Origin of the sequence: Pyxidicoccus xibeiensis (assembly GCF_024198175.1) — a bacterium.
Taxonomy (GTDB): domain Bacteria; phylum Myxococcota; class Myxococcia; order Myxococcales; family Myxococcaceae; genus Myxococcus; species Myxococcus xibeiensis.
Map to the genome: position 1 here is coordinate 360,316 of NZ_JAJVKV010000007.1, position 13,343 is coordinate 373,658.

15 protein-coding genes are annotated in these 13,343 nt (G+C 72.2%); 6 read left to right on the top strand and 9 right to left on the bottom strand.

What is annotated here, in order from left to right:
• Window position 1 precedes the first annotated feature (1 nt).
• From LXT23_RS30735 to LXT23_RS30755, 5 genes are read right to left on the bottom strand one after another with little or no spacing between them, the layout of a single operon-like run.
• Window positions 2-760 carry a CIS tube protein gene (locus tag LXT23_RS30735; RefSeq protein ID WP_253983905.1) on the bottom strand — a complete coding sequence of 253 codons (759 nt, stop codon included), beginning with the start codon at window positions 758-760 and terminating at the stop codon, window positions 2-4.
• Window positions 760-2,016, bottom strand: a complete 1,257-nt coding sequence (locus LXT23_RS30740) for a hypothetical protein (protein WP_253983906.1) — start codon at window positions 2,014-2,016, stop codon at window positions 760-762. The genes LXT23_RS30735 and LXT23_RS30740 overlap by 1 nt, the downstream gene beginning before the upstream one ends.
• Window positions 2,009-2,497 carry a phage tail protein gene (locus LXT23_RS30745; protein WP_253983907.1) on the bottom strand — a complete coding sequence of 163 codons (489 nt, stop codon included), beginning with the start codon at window positions 2,495-2,497 and terminating at the stop codon, window positions 2,009-2,011. Before LXT23_RS30745 ends, LXT23_RS30740 begins: the two co-directional genes overlap by 8 nt.
• On the bottom strand, window positions 2,490-3,668 hold the full coding sequence (locus LXT23_RS30750) for a phage tail sheath family protein (RefSeq protein ID WP_253983908.1): 1,179 nt from the start codon (window positions 3,666-3,668) through the stop codon (window positions 2,490-2,492). Before LXT23_RS30750 ends, LXT23_RS30745 begins: the two co-directional genes overlap by 8 nt.
• A gap of 1 nt (window position 3,669) precedes the next feature.
• Complete coding sequence (locus LXT23_RS30755; RefSeq protein ID WP_253983909.1) at window positions 3,670-4,353, bottom strand: carboxypeptidase-like regulatory domain-containing protein; 684 nt, start codon at window positions 4,351-4,353, stop codon at window positions 3,670-3,672.
• Between the two features lie 382 nt (window positions 4,354-4,735).
• Here LXT23_RS30755 and LXT23_RS30760 point away from each other — a divergent pair, with 382 nt between their 5' ends.
• A complete protein-coding gene (locus LXT23_RS30760) occupies window positions 4,736-5,368 on the top strand; it encodes a hypothetical protein (protein ID WP_253983910.1) in 633 nt (210 codons plus the stop codon).
• Between the two features lie 17 nt (window positions 5,369-5,385).
• Entirely contained in the window at window positions 5,386-5,931 is a 546-nt protein-coding gene (locus LXT23_RS30765; RefSeq protein ID WP_253983911.1) for a hypothetical protein, read from the top strand.
• A 41-nt stretch (window positions 5,932-5,972) separates the two neighbouring features.
• On the opposite strand, the gene LXT23_RS30770 is transcribed toward LXT23_RS30765, so the two are convergent.
• Window positions 5,973-6,491: a hypothetical protein gene (locus tag LXT23_RS30770; protein WP_253983912.1), complete on the bottom strand. Its 519-nt coding sequence runs from the start codon at window positions 6,489-6,491 to the stop codon at window positions 5,973-5,975.
• Window positions 6,492-6,588: 97 nt separating this feature from the next.
• Here LXT23_RS30770 and LXT23_RS30775 point away from each other — a divergent pair, with 97 nt between their 5' ends.
• The 3 genes from LXT23_RS30775 to LXT23_RS30785 all read left to right on the top strand — a co-directional run bounded on the left by LXT23_RS30775 (window position 6,589) and on the right by LXT23_RS30785 (window position 9,811).
• Window positions 6,589-7,323, top strand: a complete 735-nt coding sequence (locus LXT23_RS30775; protein WP_253983913.1) for a TetR/AcrR family transcriptional regulator — start codon at window positions 6,589-6,591, stop codon at window positions 7,321-7,323.
• Window positions 7,324-7,332: 9 nt separating this feature from the next.
• Window positions 7,333-8,049 carry a lytic transglycosylase domain-containing protein gene (locus tag LXT23_RS30780; RefSeq protein WP_253983914.1) on the top strand — a complete coding sequence of 239 codons (717 nt, stop codon included), beginning with the start codon at window positions 7,333-7,335 and terminating at the stop codon, window positions 8,047-8,049.
• Window positions 8,050-8,212: 163 nt separating this feature from the next.
• Window positions 8,213-9,811, top strand: a complete 1,599-nt coding sequence (locus LXT23_RS30785) for a vWA domain-containing protein (RefSeq protein ID WP_253983915.1) — start codon at window positions 8,213-8,215, stop codon at window positions 9,809-9,811.
• On the opposite strand, the gene nagB is transcribed toward LXT23_RS30785, so the two are convergent.
• The 3 genes from nagB to LXT23_RS30800 all read right to left on the bottom strand — a co-directional run bounded on the left by nagB (window position 9,805) and on the right by LXT23_RS30800 (window position 11,772).
• On the bottom strand, window positions 9,805-10,545 hold the full coding sequence (gene nagB, locus LXT23_RS30790; RefSeq protein WP_253983916.1) for a glucosamine-6-phosphate deaminase: 741 nt from the start codon (window positions 10,543-10,545) through the stop codon (window positions 9,805-9,807). The genes LXT23_RS30785 and nagB overlap by 7 nt on opposite strands.
• Window positions 10,546-10,693: 148 nt before the next feature.
• The gene (locus tag LXT23_RS30795) at window positions 10,694-11,149 is read right to left on the bottom strand and encodes a YybH family protein (RefSeq protein WP_253983917.1); all 456 of its coding nucleotides are present in this window, start codon (window positions 11,147-11,149) and stop codon (window positions 10,694-10,696) included.
• Entirely contained in the window at window positions 11,146-11,772 is a 627-nt protein-coding gene (locus tag LXT23_RS30800) for a TetR/AcrR family transcriptional regulator (RefSeq protein ID WP_253983918.1), read from the bottom strand. The genes LXT23_RS30795 and LXT23_RS30800 overlap by 4 nt, the downstream gene beginning before the upstream one ends.
• A 94-nt stretch (window positions 11,773-11,866) precedes the next feature.
• On the opposite strand from LXT23_RS30800, the gene LXT23_RS30805 reads away from it, so the two are divergent.
• A complete protein-coding gene (locus LXT23_RS30805; protein WP_253983919.1) occupies window positions 11,867-13,294 on the top strand; it encodes an amidase in 1,428 nt (475 codons plus the stop codon).
• Window positions 13,295-13,343 lie beyond the last annotated feature (49 nt).

Here is a 13,343-nt window from a genome sequence, read left to right on the forward strand (position 1 = left end):
CTCACATCACCCTCCGGAGCGCCTCGGCGGTGGGCAGCCGCAGCACCAACCCCGCCGGAAGATTGTTGGGGTCCGTGATGCCATTGAGCGCGGCGATGAGGCGCCACAGCGACGGGTCGCCGTAGCGCTGGTACGCGATTTCATCCAGGCGCTGGCCGGTGGGGGCGCCCTCCCCTCCCTCCGCTTCCTCGTCGCCCGCGCCGAGCACGGTGTGGGCCTCGTAGTCCTCCGGGGTCAGCGCCGCGGCCACGGCGTCCGGGTCAGGCGGCTCCTGGGAGAGCACGGGCGCGGGAGTGCCGGACTCGTCCTCCACGCGCAGCAGGCGCATCCGCAGCCACGAGCGCCGGGGCGCGCCGGTGGAGGCGAAGTGCTCCAGTCGCTCGGCCACGGCGGCCACCACGCACAGGTAGTTGCCCCGCTTGCCCCACACCAGCCGCGCCAGCGAAGGGCGCATGCTGCCGTCCTCGCGCAGGCCGTTCTCCGCCAGCTTCCAGAGCGGCTCGGTGAGGTCTCGCACGTCCTCCGTCTGGAGCGTGGAGCCCGACAGCGCCACGTCGAAGAGCAGGTCCAGCGTCAGCTCGGTGCTGCCTCCGCCAGTGAAGAGGAGCGGATCGTCCCCGGGCCCGCCCCAGGGCAGCGAGCCGCCCAGCGCGCGCCTCGGCCGCAGGCCCGCCACCCGGCGCATGACGAGCGTCTCCGGGTTGAGCAGACACCCGATGCGCTCGCCGCTCGGCTCGATGAGGAAGGCCACGCGCTCCATCACTCGCCTCGCTGTTCACGGTCCAGCCGGCGCAGCCGCTCCCACTGGCGCAGCTCCGTCGCCACTTCCACGTTCTCCTCGGGTGGGGCCGGAGGCAGCTCGGGCCAGGGGTGCGCAGGCTCGGACGCCGGGGCGCCTCCGGTGGAGCGAGCCTCACCCTCCAGGCTGGGGAAGCCCTGGGGCGTGACGGGCGCGACAGGCACGGGCACGACGGGCACGACGGGCACGGGCGAGGATGCCGAGGCCGCCGGCTCGCGGACGCCCCACGGCAGGTGGGACTGGGCGCCCGCCCAGGCGTCGTCGTCCACCGAGAAGGTGACGCGGTTGCGAGGCGCCTCCCTGTCCTCCATGCGTGAAACAGCGCCATTCCCCTCCCCGACCGAGGGCCGTGGCCGGGGAACCGTCACCGGAGGGAGCATCGATATGAGCTCCGTGAGGGTGCGCTCCTCCTCGGGCAGGAGGGGAACGGCGCGAAGCTCGCGCGGAGAGGGCTCATCCGCGAAGGCGGGAAGGTCATCCCAACGGGAGCGCCGGGCAGGTGTGCCGTTCTCGGAGCGAGGCGCAGGTGGCGCCGCGCGCGCGGGCCCCGCCACCGGCGAAGGCCGCGACGTGAAGGCCGCGGGCAGCTCCAGCCCGAGCCCCCAGGAGGACTCCTGCCGCATGGGCGGCACCGCGTCCGGCCCGGGCTCCGGGCGCGCCTCCCCCGTCCTCGTCGGCAGCGGCGCGGGAGCAGGCGGCGGCTCCGGAGCACGAGCTGCGCCCACGGCCCCGACGGGCACCGGTGCCTCGGAGCGGGCGTCCCGTCTCACCTCGACGTCATGCTCACGCTGGGGAGGCTCGGGCCGCATCACGGGGTGGAGCTCCTTCACGGCCGTGCGTGCGAAGGGCAGCGCGCCCGGCCGCGGGCTGGCGACCCGGGGCCTCGGAGGCGCGCGGCCCTCGCGCGTCATTCCCTCCAGCAGGTGGGGCGCGCGGCGCTTCACGCGGGCCTCCCAGTCCGCGGCCGCGCCGCGCTGGCGCGCCTGGACGTCCCGGAGCCAGCGCTCCTCCAGCGCCTCCACGGAGCTGCCCGCGGCCCCCGTCGCTTCGTTGCCGGCGTCCTTCGGCGCGGCCGGCGTGGGGCCCGGAGCCTCCGGACGCGGCACAGCCGCCGTGCGCGCCTCCTCGGAGAGCACGGCCTCCGCCCACGCCTTCACCGTCCGGGCCACGGCGCGCACCCAGGCGCCGCGCCACCAGGTCTGGGAGGTCTCAGCCACGGGAGAGGGACTCGTAGGTCAGCGTGAGCGAGGCGATGGCGATTTCCTGACCGAGCGCATCCAGCGGATGCACCTTCCACTCCGACGGCCAGCACTCGTTGAGGTTCCAGCGCAGCCGCTCCGTCACCCCGTCGATGTCGAGCATGAGGATGGACACGTTCTTGCGCTGCGGCCGGCCGTCCGCCGAGGCGCTGAACCAGGTCCACAGCTCCGGCGACTGGGTGAAGCCACAGCGCAGCACCACGTCGCCATGGGAGACGGGGCCCGGCAGCCGGCGCACCACCGGACCGGCGCCGCCCTCGCGGTAGCGCAGCGCGGCCACCTTCACGTGCAGCTCGGAGCAGAAGAGGAAGTGGCCCTCGTTCACCCCGTCGATGAGCAGCTTGAAGTTGTAGCCCCGGAACGGGTCCACCGGGACGCCGGGCTGCGCACTCGCATCCTGCTCCGGCGGCGGCGCCTCGGGAGCCTTGGCCTCAGCCATTGGACACCTCCTCCACTTCCGCGCCACCGGCGTGCTGGCCGATGCGGAAGATGATGAACTCCGCGGGCTTCACCGGCGCCAGGCCGATGACGGCGAACACCTGCCCCGCGTCGATGGTCTCCTGCGTGTTCGTCTGCTCGTCGCACTGCACGAAGAAGGCCTCCTCCGGCGTGCGTCCCATCAGCGCCCCGTCGCGCCACAGCCGCACCAGGAAGGCGCTCACGTCGCGGCGGATGGACTTCCACAGCGTGGCGTCGTTGGGCTCGAACACCGTCCAGTTGGTGCCCAGGGCAATCGACTCCTCCACGAAGTTGAAGAGCCGGCGCACGTTCAGGTAGCGCCACTCGCTGGCGCCGTCCGCCACCGTGCGGGCGCCCCAGACGCGGATGCCTCCGCGCGGGAAGTAGCGGATGCAGTTGACGCCCACCTGGTTGAGCTCGCCCTGCTCCTCCGGCGTCACGTCTCGCACCAGCCGCAGGGCGCCGCGCACCACCTCGTTGGCGGGGGCCTTGTGCACGCCGCGGGTGACGTCGGTGCGCGCGTAGATGCCGGCGATGTGGCCGGACGGCGGCACGTTCACCATGGTCTTCCCGTCGCCCAGCGGGTCCGGGGTGGAGAACCACGGGTAGTAGAAGGCGCCATAGCCCTGGTCGGAGTTGCGCGGGCGCAGGCCTCCGCCTTCGACGCCGGTGGCCACCTTGGTGAGGCGCCCCACGTCGTCCACGTCCTCGGGAGCGTCGAGGATGGCGATGCGGTCTCGCATCTTCTCGCAGTGGGTCAGCAGCGCGTCCCAGGCGGCGGCGTCGGCGAAGCCGGGGGCGGCGACCATGGCCACCTCGCTCACCTCCTCCAGCACGGCCACGCCCTGGCGGCGGCGGGCGTCACCGACGAGGCTCTCGCTGTTGCCGATGTTGACGATGAAGCAGCGGCGGCCTCCGTTCTCGAAGAAGCCGTACACGGCGCGAGCCAGCGCGGTGCCTGGCGTGCCGGGTGGGGCGAACTCCTTCACGAACTGGGCCCAGCCGTTGACGGCCACGGCTTCGTTGACCCGGGCATTCACTGCGGGCGCGCGGCCGACGAAGGCCGCGGTGGTGGTGCCCACGCCCTGGATGGAGCGTGTCCCACTGGGAACCTCCTCCACGTAGACGCCGGGCGTCAGGTAATTCGGCACGTCACTCCTCCTTCAGCGGCAGGCGGATGAGCAGCGGCTGTGGTTGGGCGGCGAGTGCCTCCGGTCCCAGCGCGAGCAGCTCCCCCTTCGCCCGCACTTCCAGCCGACCCAGCGTGGCCACTGGCGGCACGCGGGGAAATCGAAAGCAGCCCCTGGCATCCGTGCGGGTGGTGAGCTTCAGCGCGGGAAGCTCGACCAGCGCGCCGGGGATGGGGATGTCGCCCGGCCCCACCACGCAGCCGAGCAGGGCCTCGGCGGGGATGGACTGGGTGACGATGGGAAAGCGCACGCGGTGGACGACGGGCTGCGGACGCTCGCGGCGCACGGGCACGCGCAGGCGGAAGCCGGGGCGCGGCGGAGTCCGGAGTCCGGCCCAGACGGTGGTGGGCACGGGGGTGAGGTCCACCTCGAAGTCGGCCTCTTCCATGGCCGCGAAGACGAGCTCGCCCAGCAGCCGGTGGGCGCGCTCGGGAGAGTCGGCGCCGGTGGTGACGAGGTAGCAGACGGAGATTTGGAGGGGTGCGCGGGTGCCTCCGCGCGGCGGAGGGGCGGGTCCCAGCTCGAGCAGGTAGAGGCACACACCCCGCTCCAGGGACTCACGGTCCGGCACGCCCAGGAAGACGGGGACGTCACCGGCGATGCGGCCCACCCATGCCTTCAGTCGTTGATCGACTTCGTCGATCATCCGGTCCCCCCGTCCTGGGCCGGCGAGCACGCAACGCGGTTGCGTTGGATGCTTTCCGGGAACGGAAGGTCTCACCGGCCCCGGACATCAGGTAGTGACCGGGAGGGAGGAAGGGCGTCTGGACTTCAACAGGGGTGAGCAGCCACGCACCATCCGGTCACCAGTCCCACTGTCACCACGAGGCAACGTCCAAACGGCGAAAACCCAGAGAGCCTGGAGTCCTCGTCCTGCCCACCGCGGCAGGTCACCCCGGACACTCCCCGAGTGTCGAGAATCCGTGTCCGCGCCCCCCATTCCGAGGGTCTTCGCCCACGACGTGACTTCTCTTTCCGCCCGTCCGCGCGAATGATGGCCGCCGGGCCGGAACCACGGTGAACCGCACATGACGATGGCGACATCCTCGAAGAGACGACGCACGACCCTCCTCTCCAGCAGGCACGGCATGGCCCTGGCCTGCCTCCTCACGCTCGCGGCCGCGACTTCCGCCCACGCCCAGGACGGCTCGGGTGAGCCCGGACTGCGCAAGTTCGGCCTGCTGCTGGACGCGGGCGCGCCGCACGGCGTGGGCCTGTCCGCGGTGGTGCGGCCCCTGCCCTGGCTGCGCCTGCAGGCCGGCCCCACCACCAACACCCTCAGCTTCGGCCTGCGCGGCGGCGCCAGCATCCTCCCGCTGCAGACCTTCATCGCCCCGTCCCTCAACGCGGAGGCCGGGCACTACTTCGGCTCCGACTACAACGACGTCGTCGACTGGCTCGGCGCCAGCCCCAGCCGCAGCGCCGCCGCCATCAAGGACGTCACCTATGACTACGTCACCGGCAGCGTCGGCCTGGAGATTGGCTCGGCCAGCCGCTTCAACTTCTTCCTCCACCTGGGCATCAGCTACGTGGCGCTCAACGTCGACGACGCGAGCGCCCTCCTCCAGGACGCCACGGATGACCCGGACGTCACCGCCCGGGACCTCCACGTACGCGCCACCATCCCCTCCGTGAAGGTGGGCTTCCTCTTCTACTTCTGAGCAGGAGCACGACGAACATGACCACAACTTCCTTCCGCGCCCTGCTGCTCGCCTCCGCCGCGCTGCTCGTCTCCGGCTGCGACTCGCTGTTCTTCATCGAGGCCGAGGCCGAGGAGATCTGCAAGGCCGAGCCCGACATCGAGTTCCCCGCCGCCCTCCCCGGCACCGCCAGCGTCCAGCAGACCCTCACCTTCCCGCTGGGCGACTTCGCCGACCCGCTGCCCGACGACGCCGACGTGGAGACCGAGCTGCGCCTCAAGGTCTTCGAGGTGACGGCCGACACGGACCTCAGTGGCATCGAGCGCGCCAGCGTCTCCGTGCGCAAGCCCGGCACCGAGCAGACCATCCTCATCGGCGAGTACCGCCGCACCGGCACCGCCCCCACGCAGACGCTCCGGCTCACCGGCAGCGGCTCCGTGGACCTGCTCGACATGGCCCGCCAGGAGGAGCTGGACTTCGTCTTCGACGCGCGCGGCTCGCTGCCGCTCGAGTCGTGGACGGCCACGCTGCGCGCCTGCGCCGGCGTCCGCGCGAAGGCGAGCTACTTCGACCTCGTCTTCTAAAGTCCGGGCAGCCCCTCAGTGGAGGCTGGGAGCCGCGGCCGTCACGCGCGAGCCCCGGCCTTCACGGGCACCGGCACCTCTTGAGGCGCGGGCGGCTGCACGCCGAGGAACTCCCGCCGCGTCCCCAACAGGAGGTCGAACAGCGGGTGCGTCACGCACCAGTTCGCGTTCTGGTCCTTCCCCATGTGGTGGTCGTAGTGCCACGGCAGGTGCTCCCGGGCCCACGCCGGGTCCACGTGCGCGCGCCGGTGGATGCGGTAGTAGTTCGCCGTGCACGCCCACACCGTGCCCACGAAGAAGGGCGCCACGGGAAACAGCGGCGCGTGCGCGGCCGCCACCACCACCAGCGCCAGCAGCTCCTTCGTCTTCGCCGACCAGGTCCACAGCGAGCGCATGTACTGGTCATCCACCATGTCGTGCTTGCGCGACTTCTGGTGGTGCTCGTGCCAGTGAAAGCTCCAGAAGCTCCGCCGGTGCTTCCCCAGGCCGTGCAGCACGTACTTGTGCAGCACCCATTCACCGAAATTGGAGTACGCCCAGCCCAGAGGGATGCCAATCATCGTTGTGCTCCAGCGGGCGCCCGGCCGACGCCTCGCTTCGAATAATGACTATTTGGTCACTCTTTTTCTACAACGCAAGAAGTTGGAGTGCACGCCAATGACCCGTGACGGCACACGCAGCGCTGGAACGGCTCCCTCCCCGGAGGCGGGCAGGAAGCCCGGGCGGCCGGGCGGACGGAGGCAGGCCCACCGGCGCGAGCGGACGAAGGAGCTGGAGGACGCGGCGCTGCGGCTGTTCCTGGAGCGGGGCCTGGACGGCGTCACCATCGACGACATCACCCAGGCGGCCGGGGTGGCCAAGGGGACGTTCTACCGGTACTTCGTCGACAAGGCCGCGCTGGTGGACGCGCTCCTGGAGCCGGTGCGGGGCGAGCTGCTCGCGGGGATGGAGGCATGCGGGCGCTCCCTCGCGGAGGCGCGCGACGTGGAGGCCATGTTCGACGCGTACCGGGCGGTGGCGGCCGTCATCGTCGGCGCGCTGCTGCAGTACCCGGGCGTGGTGAGGCTGTACCTCCAGGAGAGCCGCGGGCCGGCGGTGGGCGCGCGCGCCAAGGTCTCCGAGCTGTCCCAGCTGGTGTCACGTCATGCGGTGGACATCACCCAGAAGGCACACACGCACGGCCTGCTGCGGCCCATCCGCCCGGCGGTGAGCGGGCTCGCGGTGGTAGGCGCGGTGGAGCGGCTGCTGCTGGCGATGCTGAGCGGGGAGGACATCGGCAACCCGCTGGAGCTGCCGGACGCGCTCACCACGCTGGTGCTGGACGGCCTGCGGCTGCCTCCGGGTGTGAAGCCCGGGCGCCGGAAGCTGGACGGAGGCCCCAAGCGCCCTTAAGGGTGGAGTGTGGCGCGCAAGCGGGCGAAGGGCGGGGTCTCCATTCCATGGTGGGCGTGGCTGCTGCCGTGCGCGCTCGCGCCGGTGGTGCTGCTCAACACCGCGGTGTCCTGGCTGGGCGAGACGTCCGTGTCCCCGCTGTCCTTCTCCTTCCTGGAGGCCAAGGTGGGGGCGCTGAGCGCGTACGCGGCGCACCGGCCGGCCTGCCTGCTGAACGGGCACGCGCCGCTGGAGCCGCTCATCGACGCCGCCGAGCGCCGGCACCGGCTGCCCCCGGGCCTGCTGCGGGCGCTGGTGCAGGTGGAGTCGGAGACGCGGGTGCACCGCATCTCCCCCGCGGGCGCCATGGGCCCCGGGCAGCTGATGCCCACGACGGCGGAGATGCTGGGCGTGGAGGACCCGTTCGACCCGGAGCCCGCCATCGACGGGAGCGCGCGCTACCTGGCGGAGCAGCTCCGGCGCTTCCGCGACGTGCGGCTCGCGGTGGCCGCGTACAACGCGGGCCCGGGCTCGGTGAATGGCCGCGTGCCTCGCAACGGGGAGACGGAGTACTACGTGCCCAAGGTGCTCACCGCCTGGGCGCACTTCCGGCCGCCCCCGCCCCGCCCCGCTGCGCCCCAGGCCCGGGCGAAGCCGAAGCCCGCCGCTCCGGCCCGCGCGAAGCCGCCCGCCTCCGGTGAGGCCCCGCCCCGGCCCGCCGTCGCGACGGGCGCGCGGCGCGGCTGAGCGCGGCGCTCCGAGGGAGCAGCCGCACGCGCGGGCTCCGCCATCCGCCGGTTGACCGACCTCCTCCCGTCGGCCGACCTCGGGCGAATGACGGACGCGCGCGCCCCGGGGCCCGTGCGACGAAGCAGACACCACCGCTTCCTCCCGCACCCCGAGGCCTTCCATGAGCAGACGCTTCACCATCGGCAGCATCGCCCTGCTGGCAGTCCTGGGCACCGTCGCCACCCTCACCCTGTTGGGCGACAACGTCCGCAAGCTGATGGGCGCCAGCGCCTCATCCCTGTCCGGCAATGCCGACGTGGGGGGAACCTACGACCGGAAGACCATGCGCAGCTTCGGTGCGGACTCCGAGGAGGGCGCGTCCGCCCAGCCGCTCGCCTCCGGGAACACCCATGTCCGGCACGCTCCCAGCCCCTACACCGACACCCGGACGGACCGCCTGTCCACCTTCGCCGTGGACGTGGACACCGCGTCCTACGCGCTGTTCCGCCGCGCGGTGGAGGGAGGCGGGCTGCCCCACCAGGACTCGGTGCGCGTGGAGGAGTGGGTGAATGCCTTCCGCTACCGCCTGCCGGAGCCGGACGAGGGTGACTTCCACGTGGACCTGGAGGCCGTGCCGTCGCCCTTCACCGAAGGGCGGCTGGTGCTGAAGGTGGGGCTCCAGGGCCGGCAGGTGGCCAAGAGCGAGCGCAAGCCCACGCACCTGGTCTTCCTGGTGGACACCAGCGGCTCCATGCGCGGCGCCGACCGGCTGGACCTGGCGAAGACGTCCATGCGGCTGGCGCTGGAGGGGCTGAACGCGCGGGACACGGTGGCCATCACCACCTACGCGGGGGACGTGCGCACGGTGCTGGAGCCCACGCCCGCGAATGAGCGTGAGGACATCATCGACGCCATCGACTCGCTGAGCACGGGTGGCGGCACCGCCATGGGAGACGGCCTGGAGCTGGCCTACCAGCAGGCCGCGCGCAAGGCGGGCCCGGGCGTCGTGTCTCGCGTGGTGGTGCTCACCGACGGGGACACCAACCTGGGCCGCAACCGGACGGCGGACGACATGATGAAGAGCATCGCCGGCTACGTGGAGGAGGGCGTGACGCTGTCCACCATCGGCTTCGGCCAGGGCAACTACCGCGACGGCCTGATGGAGCGGCTCGCGAACAAGGGCAACGGCAACTGCTTCTACATCGACTCCGAGAAGGAGGCCCGGCGCGTCTTCCAGGAGAAGCTGACGGGCACGCTGGAGGTCATCGCGAAGGACGTGAAGGTGCAGGTGGACTTCGACCCCGACGCGGTGCGCGGCTACCGGCTGCTGGGCTATGAGAACCGCGCCGTGGCGGACAAGGACTTCCGCAACGACGCGGTGGACGGGGGCGAGATTGGCGCGGGCCACTCCGTCACCGCGCTGTACGAGGTGGAGCCGACCGGCGCGGGCGAGCGCCTGGCCACGGTGCGCGTGCGCGCGAAGCGGCCGGACGGCGTGGAGGCCGCGGAGCAGCGCTTCCTGCTGGAGCGCGCCGCGGTGGGCAAGTCACTGAGGGAGGCGTCCGCGGACCTGCGCTTCGCCGTGGCGGTGGCGGGCACGGCGGACATCCTGCGCGGAGCGCCCCAGGCGGGGGACTGGAGCCTCGCCACGGCCGAGGCCCTCGCGGAGGGAGCGCTGGAGGGCCAGGCGGATCGCGAGGAGTTCCTCCGCCTGCTGCGTCAGGTGCGCGAGCGGCACTCGGCCCGGGTGTCCCAGGTGCCCGGCAACACCACCTACTGAGCGCGGGAGAGCGCGCTGGCGGCGGGCGGGTCCACCCACACCGCCACGTCGCGGTGGAGCTGGAGGAAGGAGGCAGGGCAGCGCGGGGTGACGGGCCCTTCCACCATGGCCCGCACCGCCTCCGCCTTGCTCTCGCCGAACGCCAGCAGCACCACGCTCCGGGCCTGGAGGATGGCGCCCATGCCCAGCGTCAGCGCCTCCAGCGGCACGCGCGAGGCGTCGTCCCCGAAGAGCATGGCGTTGGCCAGCCTTGTGTCGCGGCTCAGCTTCGTGCGGTGGCACGGCGCCAGGAGGCTGTCACCGGGCTCGTTGAAGGCGAGGTGCCCGTTGCCACCGATGCCCAGCAGCACCAGGTCCAGCCCTCCAGCAGCGGTGAGCTCCGCCTCGTAGCGCGCGCACTCCGCTTCCGCGTCCGGCGCGCTGCCGTCGAGGAAGTGGATGCGCTCGGGCGCAAGGTTGACGTGCTGGAAGAAGTGCCGGTCCATGTACGCGCGGAAGCTGCCCGCGTCCTCGGCGGACACGCCGTGGAACTCGTCCAGGTTGAAGGTGCTGGCGCGTGACAAATCCAGCGCCCCGCGCGCCTGGAGCGCCACCAGCTCCCGGTAGACATTGAGCGGCGTGCGGCCGGTGGGCAGTCCGAGCACCAGCGAGGGCCGGGCGCGCACCGCGTCGGCGATGCGGGCCGCGCAGGCGACGGCGGCGTCCTGTTCAGAGTCGAAGATGCGCGGATTCACACGAAGCCCGGAGTGGAGGGGCGCGGGAGCATAGGGAGCGCGGGTGGCCACGCGAGCGCGCCGTGGCCGCCCCGTTCACTTCCGGGCGCAAAGGGGCGGCTCCTTCCGTCACCCCCTGTGCAGTCGCAGGGGCCGCGACTGCCCATGCTCAGGGCTGAAGGTCCGTGGCGGCCCGGAAGCTGCCGTCCATGTAGAAGGGCACCGACGTGTGCTCGTGGACGATGCGCCAGGTGCTCCCGGTCTTGCGCAGACATATCGTCGCGCGAATCCAGAAGACGGCCCGCTCACCGCCCGCCTTCGTCGTGGCGCTGACCTGGTTGAGGCCATGGCAGAAGGCCAGGTCTCCGCTGATGTGGACGCGGAGGTCTCTCGACTCGATGTCCACGGGCCCCTCCCAGGTGTCCAGCCAGGCCGCCAGCTCCTGACGGTTCATCCCCCGGTGGTAGAGCGGCGGCGCCAGGTCGAAGATGGGCGCGTCCTCCGTGTACTTCGCGACGATGGCGGCCGCGTCCTTGTCATGGTGGGCCTGGTGGATGGCGCCGATGAGCGCTCGAATGTCCGCCTCATCCTTCGAGTACCGCTCCTGCAATGTCGCGGTCGTCATGCCGGCTTCTCCTCTGGCTGCGGGTGGGTGAAGAGCAGCTCCAGGTAGCGGCGCAGGTGGCGCAGGCAGTCCGCGGCCACCTCCGGACCCTGCCGCGCCTTGGCCAGGATGAAGGCGCCCTGGAGCACGGCCTGGATGTGGAGCGCGAGGCCGTCCGGGCTCCACGTGGCAGCGGGGGTGTGGCGGCGCTTCGCCTCGGCGAGGTCCTGGGCCACACGCGCGGAGTGCGCGCTCATGTACCGGTTGCACGCCTCGCGCAGGGCCGGGTGCGTGTCGTAGGTCTCCTGCACCAGCGTCCCGTGCAGGCAGGTGAACTCCGGCAGCGCGCCCTGGAGCATGGCGATGCGGAAGTCCACGTAGCCCAGCACCCGCTCCAGCGGGTCCTCGGCCCGGTGGGACGGCGCGGCCTCGAACAGGGCGTCGGCCATGGCCCCGAAGTGCTCCACCGCCGCGAGCGCCAGGTCCTCCTTGCTGTCGAAGTGGTGGAAGAAGCTGCCCTTCGTCAGCCCGGCCTCGGCGCAGACATCGTCGATGCGCGTGGCCGCGTAGCCCCGCGCACGGATGACGTGCAGGGCCGCGTCCAGCAGCCGGACCTTCGACTCGTGCGGTGCCTCCTGGGCCATCTCACCCTCACTGCCAGTAACCATACCCACCAGTCGGTATGACGACAAGTGGGGTGCGCCTGCTCGTCCGGCCCCCAGGGGTAGAGTCCGGAGCATGGACCCCTTTGTCAGCCTCGATGCAACGGCCCAGGCGGAGCTCGTCCGCCGGCGTGAGGTCACCCCGCTGGAGCTCGTGGACGCGGCCATTGCCCGCATCGAGCGCCACAACCCGAAGCTGAACGCGGTGGTCCACACCCAGTTCGACACCGCGCGCCTGCGGGCGAAGGGCGCGCTGCCGACGGGCCCCTTCACCGGCGTCCCCTTCCTCCTGAAGGACCTGCTCACGGCCCAGGAGGGCTACCCGCTCACCGGGGGCTCGCGCTTCGGCAAGGACTTCGTGGCGGACCACGACAGCGAGCTGGTGAAGCGCCACCTGCGCGCCGGGCTGGTGGTGCTGGGCAAGACGAACACGCCCGAGCTCGGACTCCTGCCCACCACGGAGAGCGAGCTGTTGGGCCCCTGCCGCAACCCGTGGAACCTGGAGCGCAGCCCCGGCGGCAGCAGCGGCGGCGCGGCGGCGGCGGTGGCCAGCGGCATGGTGCCCTTCGCCCACGCGGCGGACGGCGGCGGCTCCATCCGCATCCCCGCGTCGTGCTGCGGCCTCTTCGGCCTCAAGCCCACGCGCGGCCGCAACCCGCTGGGGCCGGACCTGGCGGACCCCTACCACTGGATTCTGGCGGAGCACGCCCTCACCCGCTCCGTGCGCGACAGCGCGGCCCTGCTGGACGCCACCGAGGGCCCGGACGAGGGCGCGCCCTACATTGCCCCGCCCAAGGCCCGGCCCTACGCACTGGAGGTGGGTGCGCCGCCGGGGCGCCTGCGCATCGGCCTGGCGCTGCGCAACTCCGTGGACGCCCCCGTTCACCCCGAGAGCCTGACGGCCGTCGCCGCCACCGCCCGCCTGCTGGAAGGCCTGGGACACTCCGTGCTGGAGGGCAGCCTGGAGGTGCCCGGCGACGAGGCCCTGGGCCAGGCCTTCATGACGGTGTGGGCCGGCGGCGTCGTCTATGGCATCGACCGGCTGGCGCAGCGCCTGGGCCGCACGCCGGAGGCGGAGCACTTCGAGGCCTTCACCTGGGCGCTCTATCAGTTCGGGCTGGGCCAGGGGCTGTCGGCCTACCTGCTGGCCAGCGCACAGCTGCAGCGCTTCAGCCGGCTCATCGCCCGCCGCTTCGAGGACGTGGACGTGTGGCTGCTGCCCACCGTCACGGAGCCCGCCCCGCCGCTGGGCACCTTCGCCGCCCCGCCCGACGAGCCGCTGGCGCCGCTCTTCCGCTCAGCCGCCTTCACGCCCTACTGCCCGCTGGCGAACATGACGGGGCTGCCGGCCATGAGCGTGCCGCTGCACTGGAGTCGCGAGGGACTGCCCGTGGGCGTGCAGTTCATCGGCCGCTTCGGCGACGAGGCCACCCTCTTCCGGCTGGCCGCCCAGTTGGAGGCAGCCCACCCGTGGAAGGACCGGCGACCGGCAGTGTTCGGCTAGCGCCGGAAAGTCCCCGGGTGAGCGCTCGGTTCCATTTGAGGGGTTCCGT